14 protein-coding genes are annotated in these 13,950 nt (G+C 70.8%); 8 read left to right on the top strand and 6 right to left on the bottom strand.

Translation table 11 applies throughout. The annotated features are described in order from the left end of the window. Positions 1 to 3 precede the first annotated feature (3 nt). Positions 4 to 1,224, bottom strand: coding sequence for a MacS family sensor histidine kinase (gene macS / locus ACIA5C_RS36190; protein WP_396063197.1), 1,221 nt, complete (start codon positions 1,222 to 1,224; stop codon positions 4 to 6). Here macS and ACIA5C_RS36185 point away from each other — a divergent pair. Both ACIA5C_RS36185 and ACIA5C_RS36180 read left to right on the top strand, forming a co-directional pair. Beyond that, positions 1,150 to 1,587: an ATP-binding protein gene (locus ACIA5C_RS36185; protein ID WP_396063512.1), complete on the top strand. Its 438-nt coding sequence runs from the start codon at positions 1,150 to 1,152 to the stop codon at positions 1,585 to 1,587. The two genes, macS and ACIA5C_RS36185, sit on opposite strands and share 75 nt — an antisense overlap. Positions 1,588 to 1,663: 76 nt before the next feature. Beyond that, complete coding sequence (locus ACIA5C_RS36180) at positions 1,664 to 2,593, top strand: carbohydrate-binding protein (RefSeq protein WP_396063195.1); 930 nt, start codon at positions 1,664 to 1,666, stop codon at positions 2,591 to 2,593. Here ACIA5C_RS36180 and ACIA5C_RS36175 read toward each other — a convergent pair. Together ACIA5C_RS36175 and ACIA5C_RS36170 are read right to left on the bottom strand one after the other, a co-directional pair. Next, complete coding sequence (locus ACIA5C_RS36175; protein WP_396063193.1) at positions 2,590 to 3,834, bottom strand: chitosanase; 1,245 nt, start codon at positions 3,832 to 3,834, stop codon at positions 2,590 to 2,592. The genes ACIA5C_RS36180 and ACIA5C_RS36175 overlap by 4 nt on opposite strands. A gap of 56 nt (positions 3,835 to 3,890) precedes the next feature. Further along, entirely contained in the window at positions 3,891 to 4,145 is a 255-nt protein-coding gene (locus ACIA5C_RS36170) for a hypothetical protein (RefSeq protein WP_396063191.1), read from the bottom strand. Positions 4,146 to 4,239: 94 nt separating this feature from the next. Here ACIA5C_RS36170 and malQ point away from each other — a divergent pair, with 94 nt between their 5' ends. Continuing rightward, entirely contained in the window at positions 4,240 to 6,162 is a 1,923-nt protein-coding gene (gene malQ / locus ACIA5C_RS36165; protein ID WP_396063189.1) for a 4-alpha-glucanotransferase, read from the top strand. Then, positions 6,159 to 6,335, top strand: a complete 177-nt coding sequence (locus tag ACIA5C_RS36160) for an antitoxin (protein WP_396063187.1) — start codon at positions 6,159 to 6,161, stop codon at positions 6,333 to 6,335. The genes malQ and ACIA5C_RS36160 overlap by 4 nt, the downstream gene beginning before the upstream one ends. On the opposite strand, the gene ACIA5C_RS36155 is transcribed toward ACIA5C_RS36160, so the two are convergent. Beyond that, entirely contained in the window at positions 6,332 to 6,706 is a 375-nt protein-coding gene (locus ACIA5C_RS36155) for a hypothetical protein (protein ID WP_396063185.1), read from the bottom strand. The two genes, ACIA5C_RS36160 and ACIA5C_RS36155, sit on opposite strands and share 4 nt — an antisense overlap. Before the next feature lie 106 nt (positions 6,707 to 6,812). On the opposite strand from ACIA5C_RS36155, the gene ACIA5C_RS36150 reads away from it, so the two are divergent. Both ACIA5C_RS36150 and ACIA5C_RS36145 read left to right on the top strand, forming a co-directional pair. Continuing rightward, a complete protein-coding gene (locus ACIA5C_RS36150) occupies positions 6,813 to 7,664 on the top strand; it encodes a spermidine synthase (RefSeq protein ID WP_396063184.1) in 852 nt (283 codons plus the stop codon). Between the two features lie 164 nt (positions 7,665 to 7,828). Further along, positions 7,829 to 9,475, top strand: coding sequence for a hypothetical protein (locus tag ACIA5C_RS36145; protein ID WP_396063182.1), 1,647 nt, complete (start codon positions 7,829 to 7,831; stop codon positions 9,473 to 9,475). A gap of 5 nt (positions 9,476 to 9,480) precedes the next feature. Here the strand turns inward: ACIA5C_RS36145 and ACIA5C_RS36140 are convergent, their stop codons facing one another. Both ACIA5C_RS36140 and ACIA5C_RS36135 read right to left on the bottom strand, forming a co-directional pair. Next, on the bottom strand, positions 9,481 to 10,782 hold the full coding sequence (locus tag ACIA5C_RS36140; protein ID WP_396063180.1) for a TerC family protein: 1,302 nt from the start codon (positions 10,780 to 10,782) through the stop codon (positions 9,481 to 9,483). A gap of 41 nt (positions 10,783 to 10,823) precedes the next feature. Further along, positions 10,824 to 11,561, bottom strand: coding sequence for a pentapeptide repeat-containing protein (locus tag ACIA5C_RS36135; RefSeq protein WP_396063178.1), 738 nt, complete (start codon positions 11,559 to 11,561; stop codon positions 10,824 to 10,826). 286 nt (positions 11,562 to 11,847) lie between these two features. On the opposite strand from ACIA5C_RS36135, the gene ACIA5C_RS36130 reads away from it, so the two are divergent. Together ACIA5C_RS36130 and ACIA5C_RS36125 are read left to right on the top strand one after the other, a co-directional pair. Continuing rightward, positions 11,848 to 12,288, top strand: a complete 441-nt coding sequence (locus ACIA5C_RS36130) for a hypothetical protein (protein ID WP_396063176.1) — start codon at positions 11,848 to 11,850, stop codon at positions 12,286 to 12,288. Between the two features lie 111 nt (positions 12,289 to 12,399). Beyond that, entirely contained in the window at positions 12,400 to 13,947 is a 1,548-nt protein-coding gene (locus ACIA5C_RS36125) for a signal peptidase I (RefSeq protein WP_396063174.1), read from the top strand. Positions 13,948 to 13,950: the final 3 nt, after the last annotated feature.

Here is a 13,950-nt window from a genome sequence, read left to right as displayed (position 1 = left end):
CCGTCACGATATCGGGACGACCATCTCGACCTCGGCCCCATCGCCCGGCGCCGAGGTGAAGTGGACCCGGCCGCCCAGGTCGGCGATGCGGCCGCGGATCGACTGGGCGACGCCGAGCCGTCCCTGGGCCGCGGCCTGCTCGAGCCGGTCGGCCGGGATGCCGTCGCCCTCGTCCCGCACGGTCACCGTGACCGCCCCGGGCTCCAGCTCGACCAGAACGTAGGCCTTCGTGCCGGACGCGCAGTGCCGGGTCACGTTGTCCAGGGCGGCGGCGACCGCGGCCGCCAGTTCGCGGGCCGTGCGCTCGGGGAGGCGTACGGGATCAGCCGGACCCGCCACCGAGACCTCGGCCGACGCCCTCGGCTGGAGCAGGGCCATCAGGTCGGCCTCGCCGGCCTGATCGGCCGCCACGGAGGCGTGCGCGACCAGGTTGCGCAGCGCCGCCTCCTGCTCGCCGGCCAGCCGGGCCAGCTCACCGGCCTCACCGTCGAGGCCGGCGCCCCGGCGCCGGACCAGGGCGAGCACCTGCAGCACCGAGTCGTGGATGTCGCGGGCCAGGCGCTCGCGCTCCCTGGTCGACGCCTCCAACTCGATCGCCCGTTGCAGCCGCCGGTGCGACGACTCGACGACGCGCACCAGGTAGCCGACCGCGATGGCGGCCAGCAGCATCAGCACCGAACCCGTGAACGCGGCCTGGTCGTAGTGCGCCCGCACGACGAGGTCGGTGGCACCCATCGCGACCGCCGCCGCGATGCCACCGCGTCGCCCGCCGTAGACGGCCCAGGCCAGCACCGGCGTCACGTGCCAGGCGACGGCGAGGGTGGGCGTGCCCTGTTCGAGCGCCCGCCGCCCGACGATGCCGATGCTGCTGGCCAGCGCCGCCATGGTGATCAGCTGATCGGCGATCAGCAGCAGCGGCCGGCGGCGGCCCGGATAGGCATAGGCGTAGGTGGTGGTGATGGTCCAGGCGGCCATCAGCGCGAGGACCGCCCAGGCCGGCATCGGCCGCTCGTAGTGCCCGAAATTGCGGACGATCAGAATCGTGGCGTAGATCAGGGCGGCGATGCGGTAGACCGCGATCGCTCGCCACAGCGGGGCCTGCGCCATGCACCGAGGCTCCCACAGCCGATCACCCGGCGCGGCCCCGCTCTGCGGGAAGATCGCCCGTCGCCTACCGTCGAAGGCATCGGCGACGACGTTCTCCTCCACGAAGCGTTCGACCACAGCACGATCACCGCGCTGCGGCACGCCGTCGCGTCCTGCGCCGCCGGGGCCGGGCTGGCCGCCGACCGGCTGGACGACTTCGTGGTGGCGGTCAACGAACTGCTCACCAACGCGGTGCGGCACGGCGGCGGCCGTGGCCGGCTGACCCTGCTGCACGTGGCCGATCGGGTGGTCTGCGAGGTCAGCGACGACGGACCGGGCCTGCCCGCCCCGCTCGGCGAGCCGAGACGACCGTCTTCCGATCAACCGGGCGGCTGGGGCCTCTGGCTCGCCGAGGAATTGACCGACACTTTTGACCTGGTCACCGGGGCCGGCGGGACGACGGTCCGGGTCAGCAGGCGGACTACCTTAAGAGAGCCTTAAGACAGGTCCTCCCGCCTTGCAACGTGAGCGGCGCTCGTGAATGGTGTGGCTGCTGTGAACTAGCTAGGAGGTAGGGGTGCACGAGGCACGTCATCGGACGGGCGGGTCGAAGTGGTCGATCCGGCCACGCTCGCTGGCCGCGCTCGCCGTCGCCACCGCGGGTCTCGCCGCCTCGATCTGGCTGCCCGGACGCAACGACGCCGCGTCCGCCGCGGTCGCCCACCCGGCCTTCGCCGACGACTTCGCCGGCGCACCGGGCAGCCCCCTCGACCCCGCCAAGTGGAGCCTCGACGGCGACCCCGGCAACGGCGTACAGGACGGCGACGGAAACCTCGTGGTCACCCGGCTGCTGCGCACCCGGGAGGCGTTCAGCCAGAAGTACGGCCACGCCGAGGCCCGCATCGAGGCGAACCGCGACACCGGCGCGTGGCGGGCGTTCAGCGTGCTCGACCGCTACGGGCGCCTCATCCCGGGCCGGCTGCAGACGCTGCGCGGCGGCATCGACCCGACCGAGGGCGACGGCTTCCACACGTACACGATCGACTGGTCCCCCAAGGCGATCGTCTGGTCGGTCGACGGGCACCCCTCGTTGCGGCTGCTGCCGAACCGGGCGCCGGCCGGCATCGTGCTGGTGCTCAACCTGGCCACCGACGGCACCGACCCGGTCCGCATGATCGTCGACTTCGTGCACGTCTCGGTCTTCGGCCACCCGGGCTCTCTCCCCAGCCCCTCGGACACCACGGCGTCTCCCAGCCCCTCCGGCTCGGTCTCGCCCTCCGCCTCGGCATCGGCCTCCGCCTCACCGACGGCCTCCTCGACGGCCTCCTCGACGGCATCGCCGACGCCCACCAAGGCCCCGGCGGCGTCGCCGTGGAAGCCTTACACCAACTACAAGGCGGGTGACCTGGTCACCTACAAGGGCGCGACCTACAAGGTCAAGGAAGCGCACACCTCGCTGCCCGGCTGGGAGCCCACGGCTCTGCCCAACCTCTTCCAGAAGGTCTAGGACGCGATCCGGTAGGCGTCGCCGTAGACCTTCCAGGACAGCGGCGCCACCAGGTCGAGGTTGCTCGCGGCGAGAAACCTCCGCTGTGCCGTGTCGACCCGCGTGGTGTCGCTGTGCGCCTCCTCGGTGCGCATCTCGGCGACCCGGGCGTTCAGGAACGCCCCCAGATAGGTGATCTCGTCGCCGCCCTGAGCCGGCAGGGACGCCCTGCGCATCGCGGCGGCCCGGATCCCGCGCAGCCCCGAGACACCGTGCATGACCGCGGCGTCGTAGTAGGCGAACTGGCCGAGCGCGCGCAATCCGTCCTGGATGGCCAGCCGCACCGCCGGCTGGAAGTACATCTGGTCGCGCTCGTCCTCCTGCACCTTCCGGAAGACCGGGTCGGTGCCCGCCGCCTTCCAGGCGACGGGGAATCCCGGGTCGAGCCCGGCGTGCGAGTCCGAGCCGTCCACCTTGCGCAGGGCCGGGAGGTACGCCGCGAGCACGTTGCGTGGTTCGCGACGGGTGTACTCCTCGACGACCGCGAGCATGTCCGACGTACCGGAGCAGAAACCGATGATCCCGCCGGTGTAGCCGCGGCCGTCGTGGATGTCCTGAAGGTAGCCGAACTCCCGGCGCCAGTTGAGGGTCGAGTTCTCGGCGCTCGCGACCAGTTCGAGCGCGGTCTCCTTCTTGCCCGCGTTCTCCAGGCCGGCGGCGAGGACGGCGGCGTCCGGCCGGCTCTCGGCCCGGCTCGGCGTCGGCCCGGCCGGCCCGTAGACCTCGAGGTCCCTGAGCGAGTAACCGCCGGTGGCGCGGCCGCGCTGGGTGGCCAGCACCCGCACGTACCGCCCGTGGTGGTCGAGTTTCTCCAGGTCGTCGGTGCCACCGTCGCCCGAACGGGTGGTGAACAGGGTGGTCCAGTTCGCGCCGTCGTCGGAGGCCTGCACGCGATAGGTCCTCCCGTACGCCCGGCCCCAGCGCAGCCGCACCCGGTCGACCGTACGCACGACGCCCAGGTCGACACGCAGCCACTGCGTGCCCGCCCCGTCCGCACTGGCCCACCGCGTGTCGCCGGTGGCGTCGGTCGCGTCGTCCGCCATCCATCGCGGGCTGAACACCGACGAAGCAACCGCCGGGCGGCCGCGCGACAGCAGCACCTCGTCGCTGGCGCCGGCGGCGGTAGCGGCCGAGACGGCCAGCGGGACGCAGAGCAGCACGGCCACCCCGCCACCCAACGCGATCCTGTCCCCACGGTGCATTCCCTCACGCTAGGGCGCGAGAGACCGGGGCCGTGGGGCGTTCCGGGGAGAAAAATTTACTTCGGGCGGCGGCTGCGGCGCACCAGGAGGAACACCAGAACGATCGCGCCGACCACGAACAGGCAGCACAGACCGCCCACGATCCCGACGAAACCGAAGCCGGTGCGACGCCGCCGGTAGCGCACCGCCTCGGTCGCCACGTCGGCAACGCCGTTGCTCGTTGCCCAGGCATGCACCGGGACGACCAGCGTGAGCGTCGCGCCGAACACGGCCGCGGAGAGCCGCGACCACCACTTCGCTACTGCAGACATGAGTCCATCCTGAATCGGCGGGGCAAGGCGTTACTTCGGAGTGCCCTCGATTTGGCAGGGTATGAGCAGCAGAGTCGAGACGAAAGGGGTGCGGATGAACGCCGATCTGGTGGCATTGGCCGAGGCCTGCGGGGTGGCCACCTGGTACGAGGACTGGCACCGCGAGCGCAAGGACGTCGCGCCCGAGTCGGTGGTCGCGGTCCTGGGCCTGCTCGGCGTGGACGCCACGTCCCCGGCGGCGATCGCGTCGGCGCTGGCCCAGCGCGGGCAACACGAGCAGCCGGGCACCGTGGTCGTGCGCGAAGGCTCCGGCCGCCGGCTGCCCCGCCCGGGCACCATCACGCTCGAGGACGGGTCGTCACTCGAGGTCGACGCGGTGCCGGACGACCTTCCGCTCGGCTATCACACGCTGCGCGTCGACGGCCGCGACAGCACCCTGATCGTGGTGCCCGAGTCGCTGCCCGAAGCCCCGCCGAGCTGGGGCTGGATGCTTCAGCTCTACGCGCTTCACTCCGATCAGTCGTGGGGCATGGGCGACCTCGGAGACCTGAAGGCGTTCCTGCCGGCGGCCGGGTCGCCGGGACTGATCCTGCTCAACCCGCTGCACGCGGTCACGCCGACGCTGCCGGTGGCCGCTTCGCCGTACTCGCCGTCCAGCCGGCGGTTCGCCAATCCGCTCTACCTGCGCATCTCCGACACCCCGGAGTACCGGCGGGCCGATCCGGCTCTCCGCGAGCAGGTCGACGCGCTGCGGCCGGAACTCGGCGAGCTGATCGACTACAGCGCGGTCTGGCAGGCCAAGCGGGCGGCCCTGGAGCTGCTCTGGCCGCTCGCCGGGGACGTCGACCTGGCATCGGACCCCGGGCTGGCGGACTTCGCACGGTTCTGCGCGCTCGCCGAGAGGTTCGGCCCGAACTGGACCGAGTGGCCGGAGGACTACCGCCGCCCCGACTCGGCGGCCGTCCGGGCGTACGAAAATGACCGCGTCGCCTTCCACGCCTGGCTGCAGCGTCTGCTGACCGAGCAGCTCGCCGCCGCGAATGCGGCGGCGAAGGAGGCCGGCATGCCGGTCGGCATCGTGCACGACCTGGCCGTCGGCATCGACCCGAACGGGGCCGACGGCTGGCTGCTGCAGGACGTGCTGGCCGCCGGGGTGCACACCGGCGCCCCGCCGGACGCGTTCAACCAGCTCGGCCAGGACTGGGGGCTCGCCGCCTGGCGTCCCGACCAGCTGATCGAGACCGGGTACGCGGCCTACCGCGACATGCTCCGGCGCATCTTCCAGCGGGCCGGCGGCCTGCGGGTCGACCACGTGGCCGGCCTGTGGCGGCTGTGGTGGGTACCGCCGGGCATGGGCCCGGCCGACGGGACCTACGTGCACTACGACCCCGAGGCGATGCTCGGCATCCTGGCCCTGGAGGCGGCCCGGGCCGGCGCGGTGGTCGTCGGCGAGGACCTCGGCACGGTCGAGAAGGTCGTGACCGAGACGCTGGAACGAATGAACATGCTGGGCTCGGCGGTTCTCTGGTTCACCCGGTCCTGGGACGCTGAGGGGCAGCCGTTCATCGCCGCCGACGACTATCCGCGCAACGCACTGGCCAGCATCTCGACCCACGACCTGCCGACCGCGGCCGGCTTCCTGACCGGGGAGCAGGTGCGGGTGCGGGCCCGGCTCGACCAGCTGGCCGGGACGGTCGAGGAGGAGACGGCGTCGGCCGACAAGGATCGGGCCGCCCTGCTCGCGCTGCTACGGAAGAACGGCCTGATCACCGACGACAGCAGCACCGACGACATCATCCTGGCGATGCACGAGTTCCTGGCCCGCACGCCGTGCCGGTTCGTCACCGCCTCGCTGTACGACGTGCTCGGCGAGACCGACCAGCCCAACCTGCCCGGAACGACCGACCAATACCCGAACTGGCGCCTGCCGCTGCGGGCCGGCCTGGCGGAGATCTCTTCGGATCCCCGCATAGCCTCCACGGCGGCGGTGCTCTCCAATCGGAAGGAAACCCGATGAGCTTCCTCAACAAGGCCAAGGACTTCATCGACAAGCACGAGGAGCAGGTCGACAAGGCCCTCGACAAGGTCGGCGACGTGGTCGACGACAAGACCGACCACAAATACTCGTCGCAGATCGACAAGGCCGTCGGCGAGGCCCAGAAGCGAACAGGGGAGGAGCGGGCCGGCTAATTGGGCTGGGGTCCGGCGTCTTCGTCTACCGCGAAGAGCATCGGGTGCAAGGGCAGGAAGGCGTCCCGCTGACGGCACAGCGCCGGGGGCAGCAGGGACGAGCGGTGTCCCGGGTGCTCGGCGCAGTGCCGCATGGCGCGGGTGATCGCGTCGGCGTGGTGGCGGCCACCGCCGTACTCGCCGCAGTGCGCGCAGTCCCACCGCCAGAACGCCGGGCCGTCCTCGGCCTCGAAGCGCCGGATCCGCAGCGGCGGCCCGGCCTCCTGCTGGGCGGCGGCCAGGATCGCGGGCATCTGGCCGACCGGCGGCGGTTCCAGGGCGCGACGCGGCTGCTCGCCGATGATGTGCGCCAGCACGTTGCTCGTCGACACGGCCGACTCCTCTCCGTTTTTGCGTGGCCAGTGTGACCCGGCGTGACCTGCCCATATGGGCGTTTCGCGAAAAATATCCCCGATACTGCTACGGCATACTTGTCGCGTGGCACAGCGCAGGCGGGCGGACCGCATCGTCGAGACGGTCGCCTCCGGTGTCGCCGAACTGGTCCCCGACCCCGACCGCGACACCGCCTTCACGCTGCTGCTCGACGGCGCCCCGCAGTCCCACGTCGACCTGGCCGATCCGACATACCTCGAATTCGAGTACGTCCGCCGGATCGCCGCCGCGATCGACCTGAGCGCACCGCCCGGCGAGCCGCTGCGGGTGCTCCACCTGGGCGGCGGCGCGCTCACCCTGCCCCGCTACGTCGCCGCCACCCGGCCCGGCTCGGTCCAGCGGGTGGTCGAAATCGACGGCCCGCTGGTCGAACTGGTGCGACGGTCGCTTCCGCTCCCGGCCAAAGCGGCAATTCGCGTACGCGTCGCCGACGCGCGAGCGGCCGTCGAGGGCATGCGCGAAGGCGGGTACGACCTGGTCGTCGTCGACGTCTTCGCCGGCGCCCGCACCCCGGCCCACCTCGCGTCGGCCGAATTCATCCAGGCCGTCGCGCGAGTGCTCGACCCGGCCGGCCGGCTGATCGCCAACATCGCCGACGGGCCGCCGCTGAAACACGCCCGGGCCCAGGTCGCCACCATCCGTTCGGTGCTGCCCGAGGCGTGCCTGGTCGCCGACGCGGCCGTGCTGCGCGGCCGCCGCTTCGGCAACCTGGTCGTGTTCGCCGGCCGCACCCCGCTCCCGATCGCCGAGCTGTCCCGGCGGGCGGCCGGCGACTGGTTCCCCGGCCGCGTCGAGGCCGACCTCGACCGCTTCGCGGGCGGAGCCGCCGTTGTGACCGACAGGGTCGCGGTCGCTTCACCCCAACCACCCAAGGGTTTATTCAGTAACCGTCGGTAATCAGAATCAACCCAAAAGTTCAAGTAACTTGGCCCTGTCGTGTACTCGTCAGGAAATCCGGTGTGATTACGCCGCGCCGACTTGTCGCCGTCAATGACGCGCGGTTGTAATCGACGGGAGGTCGCGCGTCTGGGGCGCGACCCAACTGGGGGAGAAGGCGCGCCGTGCCCGACATGTTCTTCCTGTCCGCTTCGGGCCCCGAGCCGGTCCGAAGCCTGCAGGAATCGCTCGGCACCGAGCGCATCCTCTGGACCGGCCGATGCGCGGTCGCCGAATACGCGTTCGACGAGCCCGCCTCACTCCCCCGCTGGACCCTCCCCGAAGAGACCGGCGTCGTCGTCACCGAGACCCGGGTGGTCTTCGTCGACCCGGACGGGCAGGCCGGCGGGGAACTGCACTGGCTGTGGCCACAGCACCTGCGGGTGCAGCCGGGCAACCGCGACACCGGGCGCTCGGCCACGGTCACCCAGATCCAGCTGGTGTGCAACGGACCCGGGGGCACGTTCCCGGCGCTGGTCGTCGCGGGCGGCGACCTGGCCACGGTGGGCGACGCCGACCGGCTGGCCAATGCGCTGCGCCAGTCGATCGCCCGGTTCCGCGTCGAACACTCGGGTGAACTGGGCCTGGCGGCGCCGCAGACCCGCATGCTGTCCCGGCTGGTGATCGGGCCGGAGTTCAACAACTACCAGGGCGGCGAGGGGCAGACGGTCTCACTGCTCGGCTCGATGGAGGTCGAGGGGCCGATCCGCACCGGGCCGGCGCTCGAGGTCGACTCACTCTCGCCCGGGGCCGGGTGGGGGCAGGAACCCTTCCTCGACGAATACCTGCCAGAAGGACGTCCCGGCTACGACGCCTACGCGGCTTACGCCGGCGAGCCGCAGGCGGCCGGCGGCTACCCGAGCGAGCAGGGCAGCACGGGTTTCGCGGCCGTTGAGGGCGGCTTCCCTATGAGCCCGCAAGGTGGCGCCCAACCCGGTTACCCGGACTACGCGGGCGGGCAGGGCGACTACGCAGGCGCCGGTGGCCACGCGAACGGGCCCGGCGACTACCCGGGCGGGCAAGCGGCCTACCCGGCCGAACAGCGTGGTTACGCAGACGCGCAGGGCCGCAACCCGGGCCAGCCGGACGGGCACCCGATCGAGCAAGGCGGCTACCCGTCTGAGCAAAACGGCTATCCAGCCGAACGGGGCGGATACGGGGCAGGGCAAAGCGGCTACCCGGCCGAGCACGGCGAGCACCCGGGCGGGCAAAGCGGCTACCCGGCCGAGCACGGCGAGCACCCGGGCGGGCAAGGCGGCTACCCGGCCGAGCACGGCCAGCACCCGGGCGGGCTGGACGGATACGCGGCTGAGCACGGCGGGCAGGCGGGCGGGCAAGGCGATTACCCGGGCGATCGCGGCGGTTACGCTGCCGGGCAGCGGCCGGCCGCCTATGAGCCGCACCCGTACGCGGACTACCAGCCCGCGCCGCAGCCGATACCGGCACCTCATCCGCTCCCGGCGGCGCGGCCGGTCCGGGCGCCCGAGCCCGAATACACCGACCTTGCATCGAGGGCCGCCGACCTGGCCGCCCGGGTGGCCAGCCTGGTCTCGGCCAACGCGGGCGCCGAGCAGTCGCTCGAACGCTACGAGACGCAGACCACCAACCTGTCGTCGTTCCTGGCCGAGGGCGACAACGGTCCGGCGGCCGACGACCGGGCGGAGGCGGCGCGGCGTACGGCGGCGCGCTTCGCCGGGAATTCGGCCCGGACCCGCGCCACCGGTCAGCGGCCGGTCGGCGACGACCAGGGCACGCGGCCGCGTAACGCCTGACCAGGTCAGCCTTCGGAGGGACGGGGCCGTTTCTCCGGCGTACGCCCGCGGGCGTCTCCCACCACCTGGGGTGCGGTGCCCACCGGGCGCCGTCGCGACCGGCCCTTCGCCGGGACCGCCACGCCGGGGGCGAAACACGTGCCCTCGGCCACCCGCTGCTCGTGGAGCGTGTGGGCGCGGCCGATGAGGTCCATCAGCTCGTCCTCCGAGCGCACCTTCTCGCGGTAGCGCTCGGGCAGCGACTTGAGGTGCGCCTCCTCGGTCAGCAGCCGGTGGAAGATCTCGTCGCAGTAGGCCGGGTCGGTCTCGATGCCGAGGAACTCGAGGGCGTGCCGGCGGGCGGCCGCCGTGTACATCTGGGCGCGGCCCTTCGCGCTCAGCAGCGACACCACGACGGTGATGAGCAGCACCGACACGATGATCGCCAGGGACAGCCCGGTCGAGATCTCGAAGACCTCGACCGGGTGGCCGCCGTTGATGAACGGCACGTTGTTTTCGTGCATGGAGTGCAGGATCAGCTTGACGCCGATCAGGGCCAGGATCGCGGCCAGGCCGTAGGACAGATAGACCAGGCGGTCTAGCAGCCCGTCGATCAGGAAGTACAGCTGGCGGAGGCCGAGCAGGGAGAACGCGGTCGCGGTGAAGACCAGGTAGACGTTCTGTGTGAGGCCGAAGATCGCCGGGATCGAGTCGAGCGCGAACAGGATGTCGGTGCCGCCGATCGCCACCATGACCAGCAGCATCGGCGTCATCACCCGCCGACCGCCCTGCTGGCTGAACAGCTTGTCACCGTCGTAGGTGTCGGAGGTGCGCAGCACCCGGCGCGCCACCCGGATGATGATGTTGTCGGGCGCCTCTTCCTCCGTGCCCTGCTGGCGCAGCAGGTTGCCGGCGGTGACCAGCAGGATCAGCCCGAACACGTAGAACACCCAGGCGAACGAGTCGATCAGGGCGGCGCCGAGAAGAATGAACCCGGTGCGCGCGACCAGCGACACGGCGATGCCGACGAGCAGCACCTTCTGCTGGTCGGCGCGCGGCACCTTGAAGCTGCCGAGCAGCAGCAGGAAGACGAAAAGGTTGTCGACCGAGAGCGCTTCCTCGGTGACGTAACCGGCGAAGTATTGCGTGCCCATGTCGCCGCCGCCGAAGACCGTGACTCCCAGCCCGAACAGGACCGCGATCGACATGTAGATCGCCGTCCACCGGGCCGCCTCGCCGATGCTCGGCACGTGCGCGCGCCGGACATGGAAGAAGTAGTCGAAAAGCAGCAGACCGACGATGCCGAGAACGGTCAGCAGCCAAACCATTCTCACATCCTAGGGGTGGCGGGCCTGGCTGACGCTGTCCGTCACACCACGGCGGCGCGCAACTGGGCCGCGGTGAGGAACAAAGCCCCGGTCAGATCGGCCCCCCGCAGGTCGGCCCCGCGCAGATCGGCACCGGTAAAGTCGGCCCGCCGCAGGTCAGCGTCCCGCAGATCGGCGCCGATGAGCAGCGCCCCACGCAGGCTCGCCCCGCGAAGATCGGCACCGCGCATCCGCCGCCCGATCAGATTGGCACCCCCGTGATCTTTCCGGGGCGTGCCGCCCCGGGCCAGACGGCTCGCTTGCTGCAGGAGGGGGTTGAGCTTCCTGCGGTACGTGTCGAGCTCGAGCCGTTTGAGCTCCGGCGCTTCCTGGCCGGCCAGCCGATCGGTCTCGTCCAGAGCCGTCTGCAATCGGGCGTGCAACTTCCGGGCCTCGTCGAGCTTCAGGGCCTCGGCGAGCAGCCACATCAGCTCGTGCAGCTGACGCACAACCGGCAGCACGGCCAGCATGTCCGGCTCGTCGCGCCGGCCCCGCCCGCCGAAGATCTCCTGGGTGATCCGCTGCCCGGCCCCGAAACAGTCGAAGACGACGCAGCCGTGAAAGCCGCGCTCGTCCAGCCGCTCGTGAATCGTGCACCGCGAGCTTCCCTGCTCGAGGTTGGGACACGGTCGACCGGCCGGCTTGTCGATGGCAAAGTCCGACGATTTGGCGAACGCCGGGGCCACGCAACAGAGGCCGGCGCAGCTGCCGCAGTCGGCTTCGAGTACCCGTTCGCCCATTTGAGCCACTCTCTCAGACGCCTTCACGGCAGGTGTCCGGGGTGGGCGTACCGGGGCTGAGGGTGCCCCGGCGGACCCAGGGCAACGCCTGTGCCGAACCCACAGCAAGTTGTCAGAAAAACACCCGCCAAACGTTCACCCTGATCGCCCTCTCGGCCGATTCATCAGTTGTCCGAGGCGGGCACGGAAGTTCGCCTACACCAGCAAGGACCCGGCGGAGCCGGGTTTCAGCCAGGGGCCGACCGGCCGGTGGCTACCGAACAGGGAGAACGATCCTATGCGCAGCATGAGCATGCTTCAGCTTCTTGGCGGTGTCGCCGTCGCCGGTGCCGTCGCCGCCGGCACGACCGCCTTCACCGCCGGCGGCCTGTCCACCAACCTCGTCAACTCCGACGCCCGGGACAACGGCTGGCTCGGCGGTTCCCAGAGCGTCACTGTTCTGGGAGCCACCCTGGACAAGCTGGACTTCACCCCGGGCAGCACCGGCACCGGTGTGTCTCTCGCGACGCTGACCTTCGACACGACGAGCTTGCCGACCACCGCCACGGTCACCATCTCCACCGGCACGACTCTCCACTCTGCCAGTGCGGCCAACGGCTTCTACTGCAGCTCGATCAACACGGGCACCGGCGTTGCGACCTGCGCGGTCAGCAGCGCAAGCACCACTGTCGCGGAAGCGGGCTCCTACTACCCCAACCCCACGAGCGTGACCATCACGGTCTCCTGATCAGTTTTCCTCGGGGACCGGGCCCGGCCGTGTCTAATGGATGCGGCAGTCGGCGCCACCAGGCGCTGCTCAACGGGAGGCACCATCCGCCCCGGGGTTAAACCACTCGCCTTGGCCGCCATCATCCTGATGGCGGCCATTGGCGCTTGGGCCGTCGTCACGGGCCAGGTCTCCTATGTCGCCACCTACGGCGTGAGCATGCACCCGCTCTATTACCAGGGCGATCTGGTCTTCGTGGTTAAGGAAGATTCGTACCAAGTCGGCCAGATCGTTGCATATCATGGCACTCAGCCGGGTCAGAAGGTGCTCCACCGGATCATCGGCGGGGACGCCGCCACCGGTTTCGTCTTCAAGGGGGACAACAACCAATCCGTCGACCCGGTGCATCCGAAGGCCGACCGGCTGATCGGCCGCGCGTTCCTGCACCTGCCCAAGGGCGAGCTCTGGCTGCACCCGCTGCTCAGTCCGAGCGGCCTCGGGATGCTCAGCTTCCTGTTCGTGAGCGGCAGCGGGGGGCCCCGCAGCCGACGGGAGATTCCGCGTGGGCGCAGGAAGAAGAAGGTGAAAGCGATGTCCCAGGGCAGCAGCCCGCAAGCCATGCTGCTCGCGCTCGCGCGCGGGGCCATGCGTCTGCCGCCGGCGTGGCGGGCCGCCGCCGCAATGTCGGCCCTCACTGCTGTTCTCGGCGTCGCCTTCGCCGTGCTGGGCTGGATCAAGCCCGTCACCGTCACCCGCACGACCGGCAGTGCGCAATCGCTGAACTTCTCGTACTCCGCCCAGGTCCCGCGCTCCCCCGCCTATGACGGCACGGTCGTGAACGGGCCGGACCCGATCTTTCGTAAGCTAGCCCACCAGGTCGCCGTCCAGATGCGCTACGCCGGCCCGCCGGGCTCGTTCGCGGTCCGGACAACGCTGTCCGCGACCAGCGGCTGGCACACCACGCTGCCGGGCGAACCGGCGACGACGTTCTCGGGCACGGTCTTCGATAGGACCGTCGGCCTCGATCTGACCGCCATTCAGCGGCGGGTCGAGGCAGCCGCCAAAGCCATCGAGCTCGATCCCGGCACTGTGACCGTCGGCCTATATCCCGTGGTCAAGACGCCCGACGGGGGCACCTACTCCGCGTCACTGGGCCTCGCCCTCAACCCGATGACCCTTACGCTAAGCGAGGGCAGTCTCAAGAACGTGTCGACCCCGTCGAAAGAGACCCTGCTGCGCACCATCGGATTCTTCGGCCATCCCTTCATGACCGCCGGACGCGCGCGCGCCATGGGATCGCTGCTGTTGCTGCTCGGAGCCGCGGGCGGCATCATCATCGCGCTCTTCGCCCGTCGCGCCGGCCCGGTCCGGACCCGGGAAGAAATCGAACGCCGCTATCCCACCCTGCTAGTCCCGGTGGAGCCAATGATGTCGCCGCCGGGGAAGCCGGTGGTCAACGTGGGCAACTTCCCCGCGCTGGTGAAGCTGGCCGAGCGCTACGGGCAAATGATTTTGACCTGGCGGCGGCCGGACGCCGATGACTTCGTGGTGCGGGACGAGGGGATCACCTATCGGTACCGGGTGCCGCTCGACGAGCCGACCCTCCAGAACGTCGAGCTGATCGATCGGCCGCCCGGAGCCGGCAGCCACCGCCGAAAGGCCACTTTTGAGGTGTCCTGACGG

Origin of the sequence: Actinoplanes sp. NPDC051343 (assembly GCF_044455125.1) — a bacterium.
Taxonomy (GTDB): domain Bacteria; phylum Actinomycetota; class Actinomycetes; order Mycobacteriales; family Micromonosporaceae; genus Actinoplanes.
Note: the sequence above shows the minus strand (reverse complement) of the source record. Positions and strands in the feature narration are given on the sequence as shown.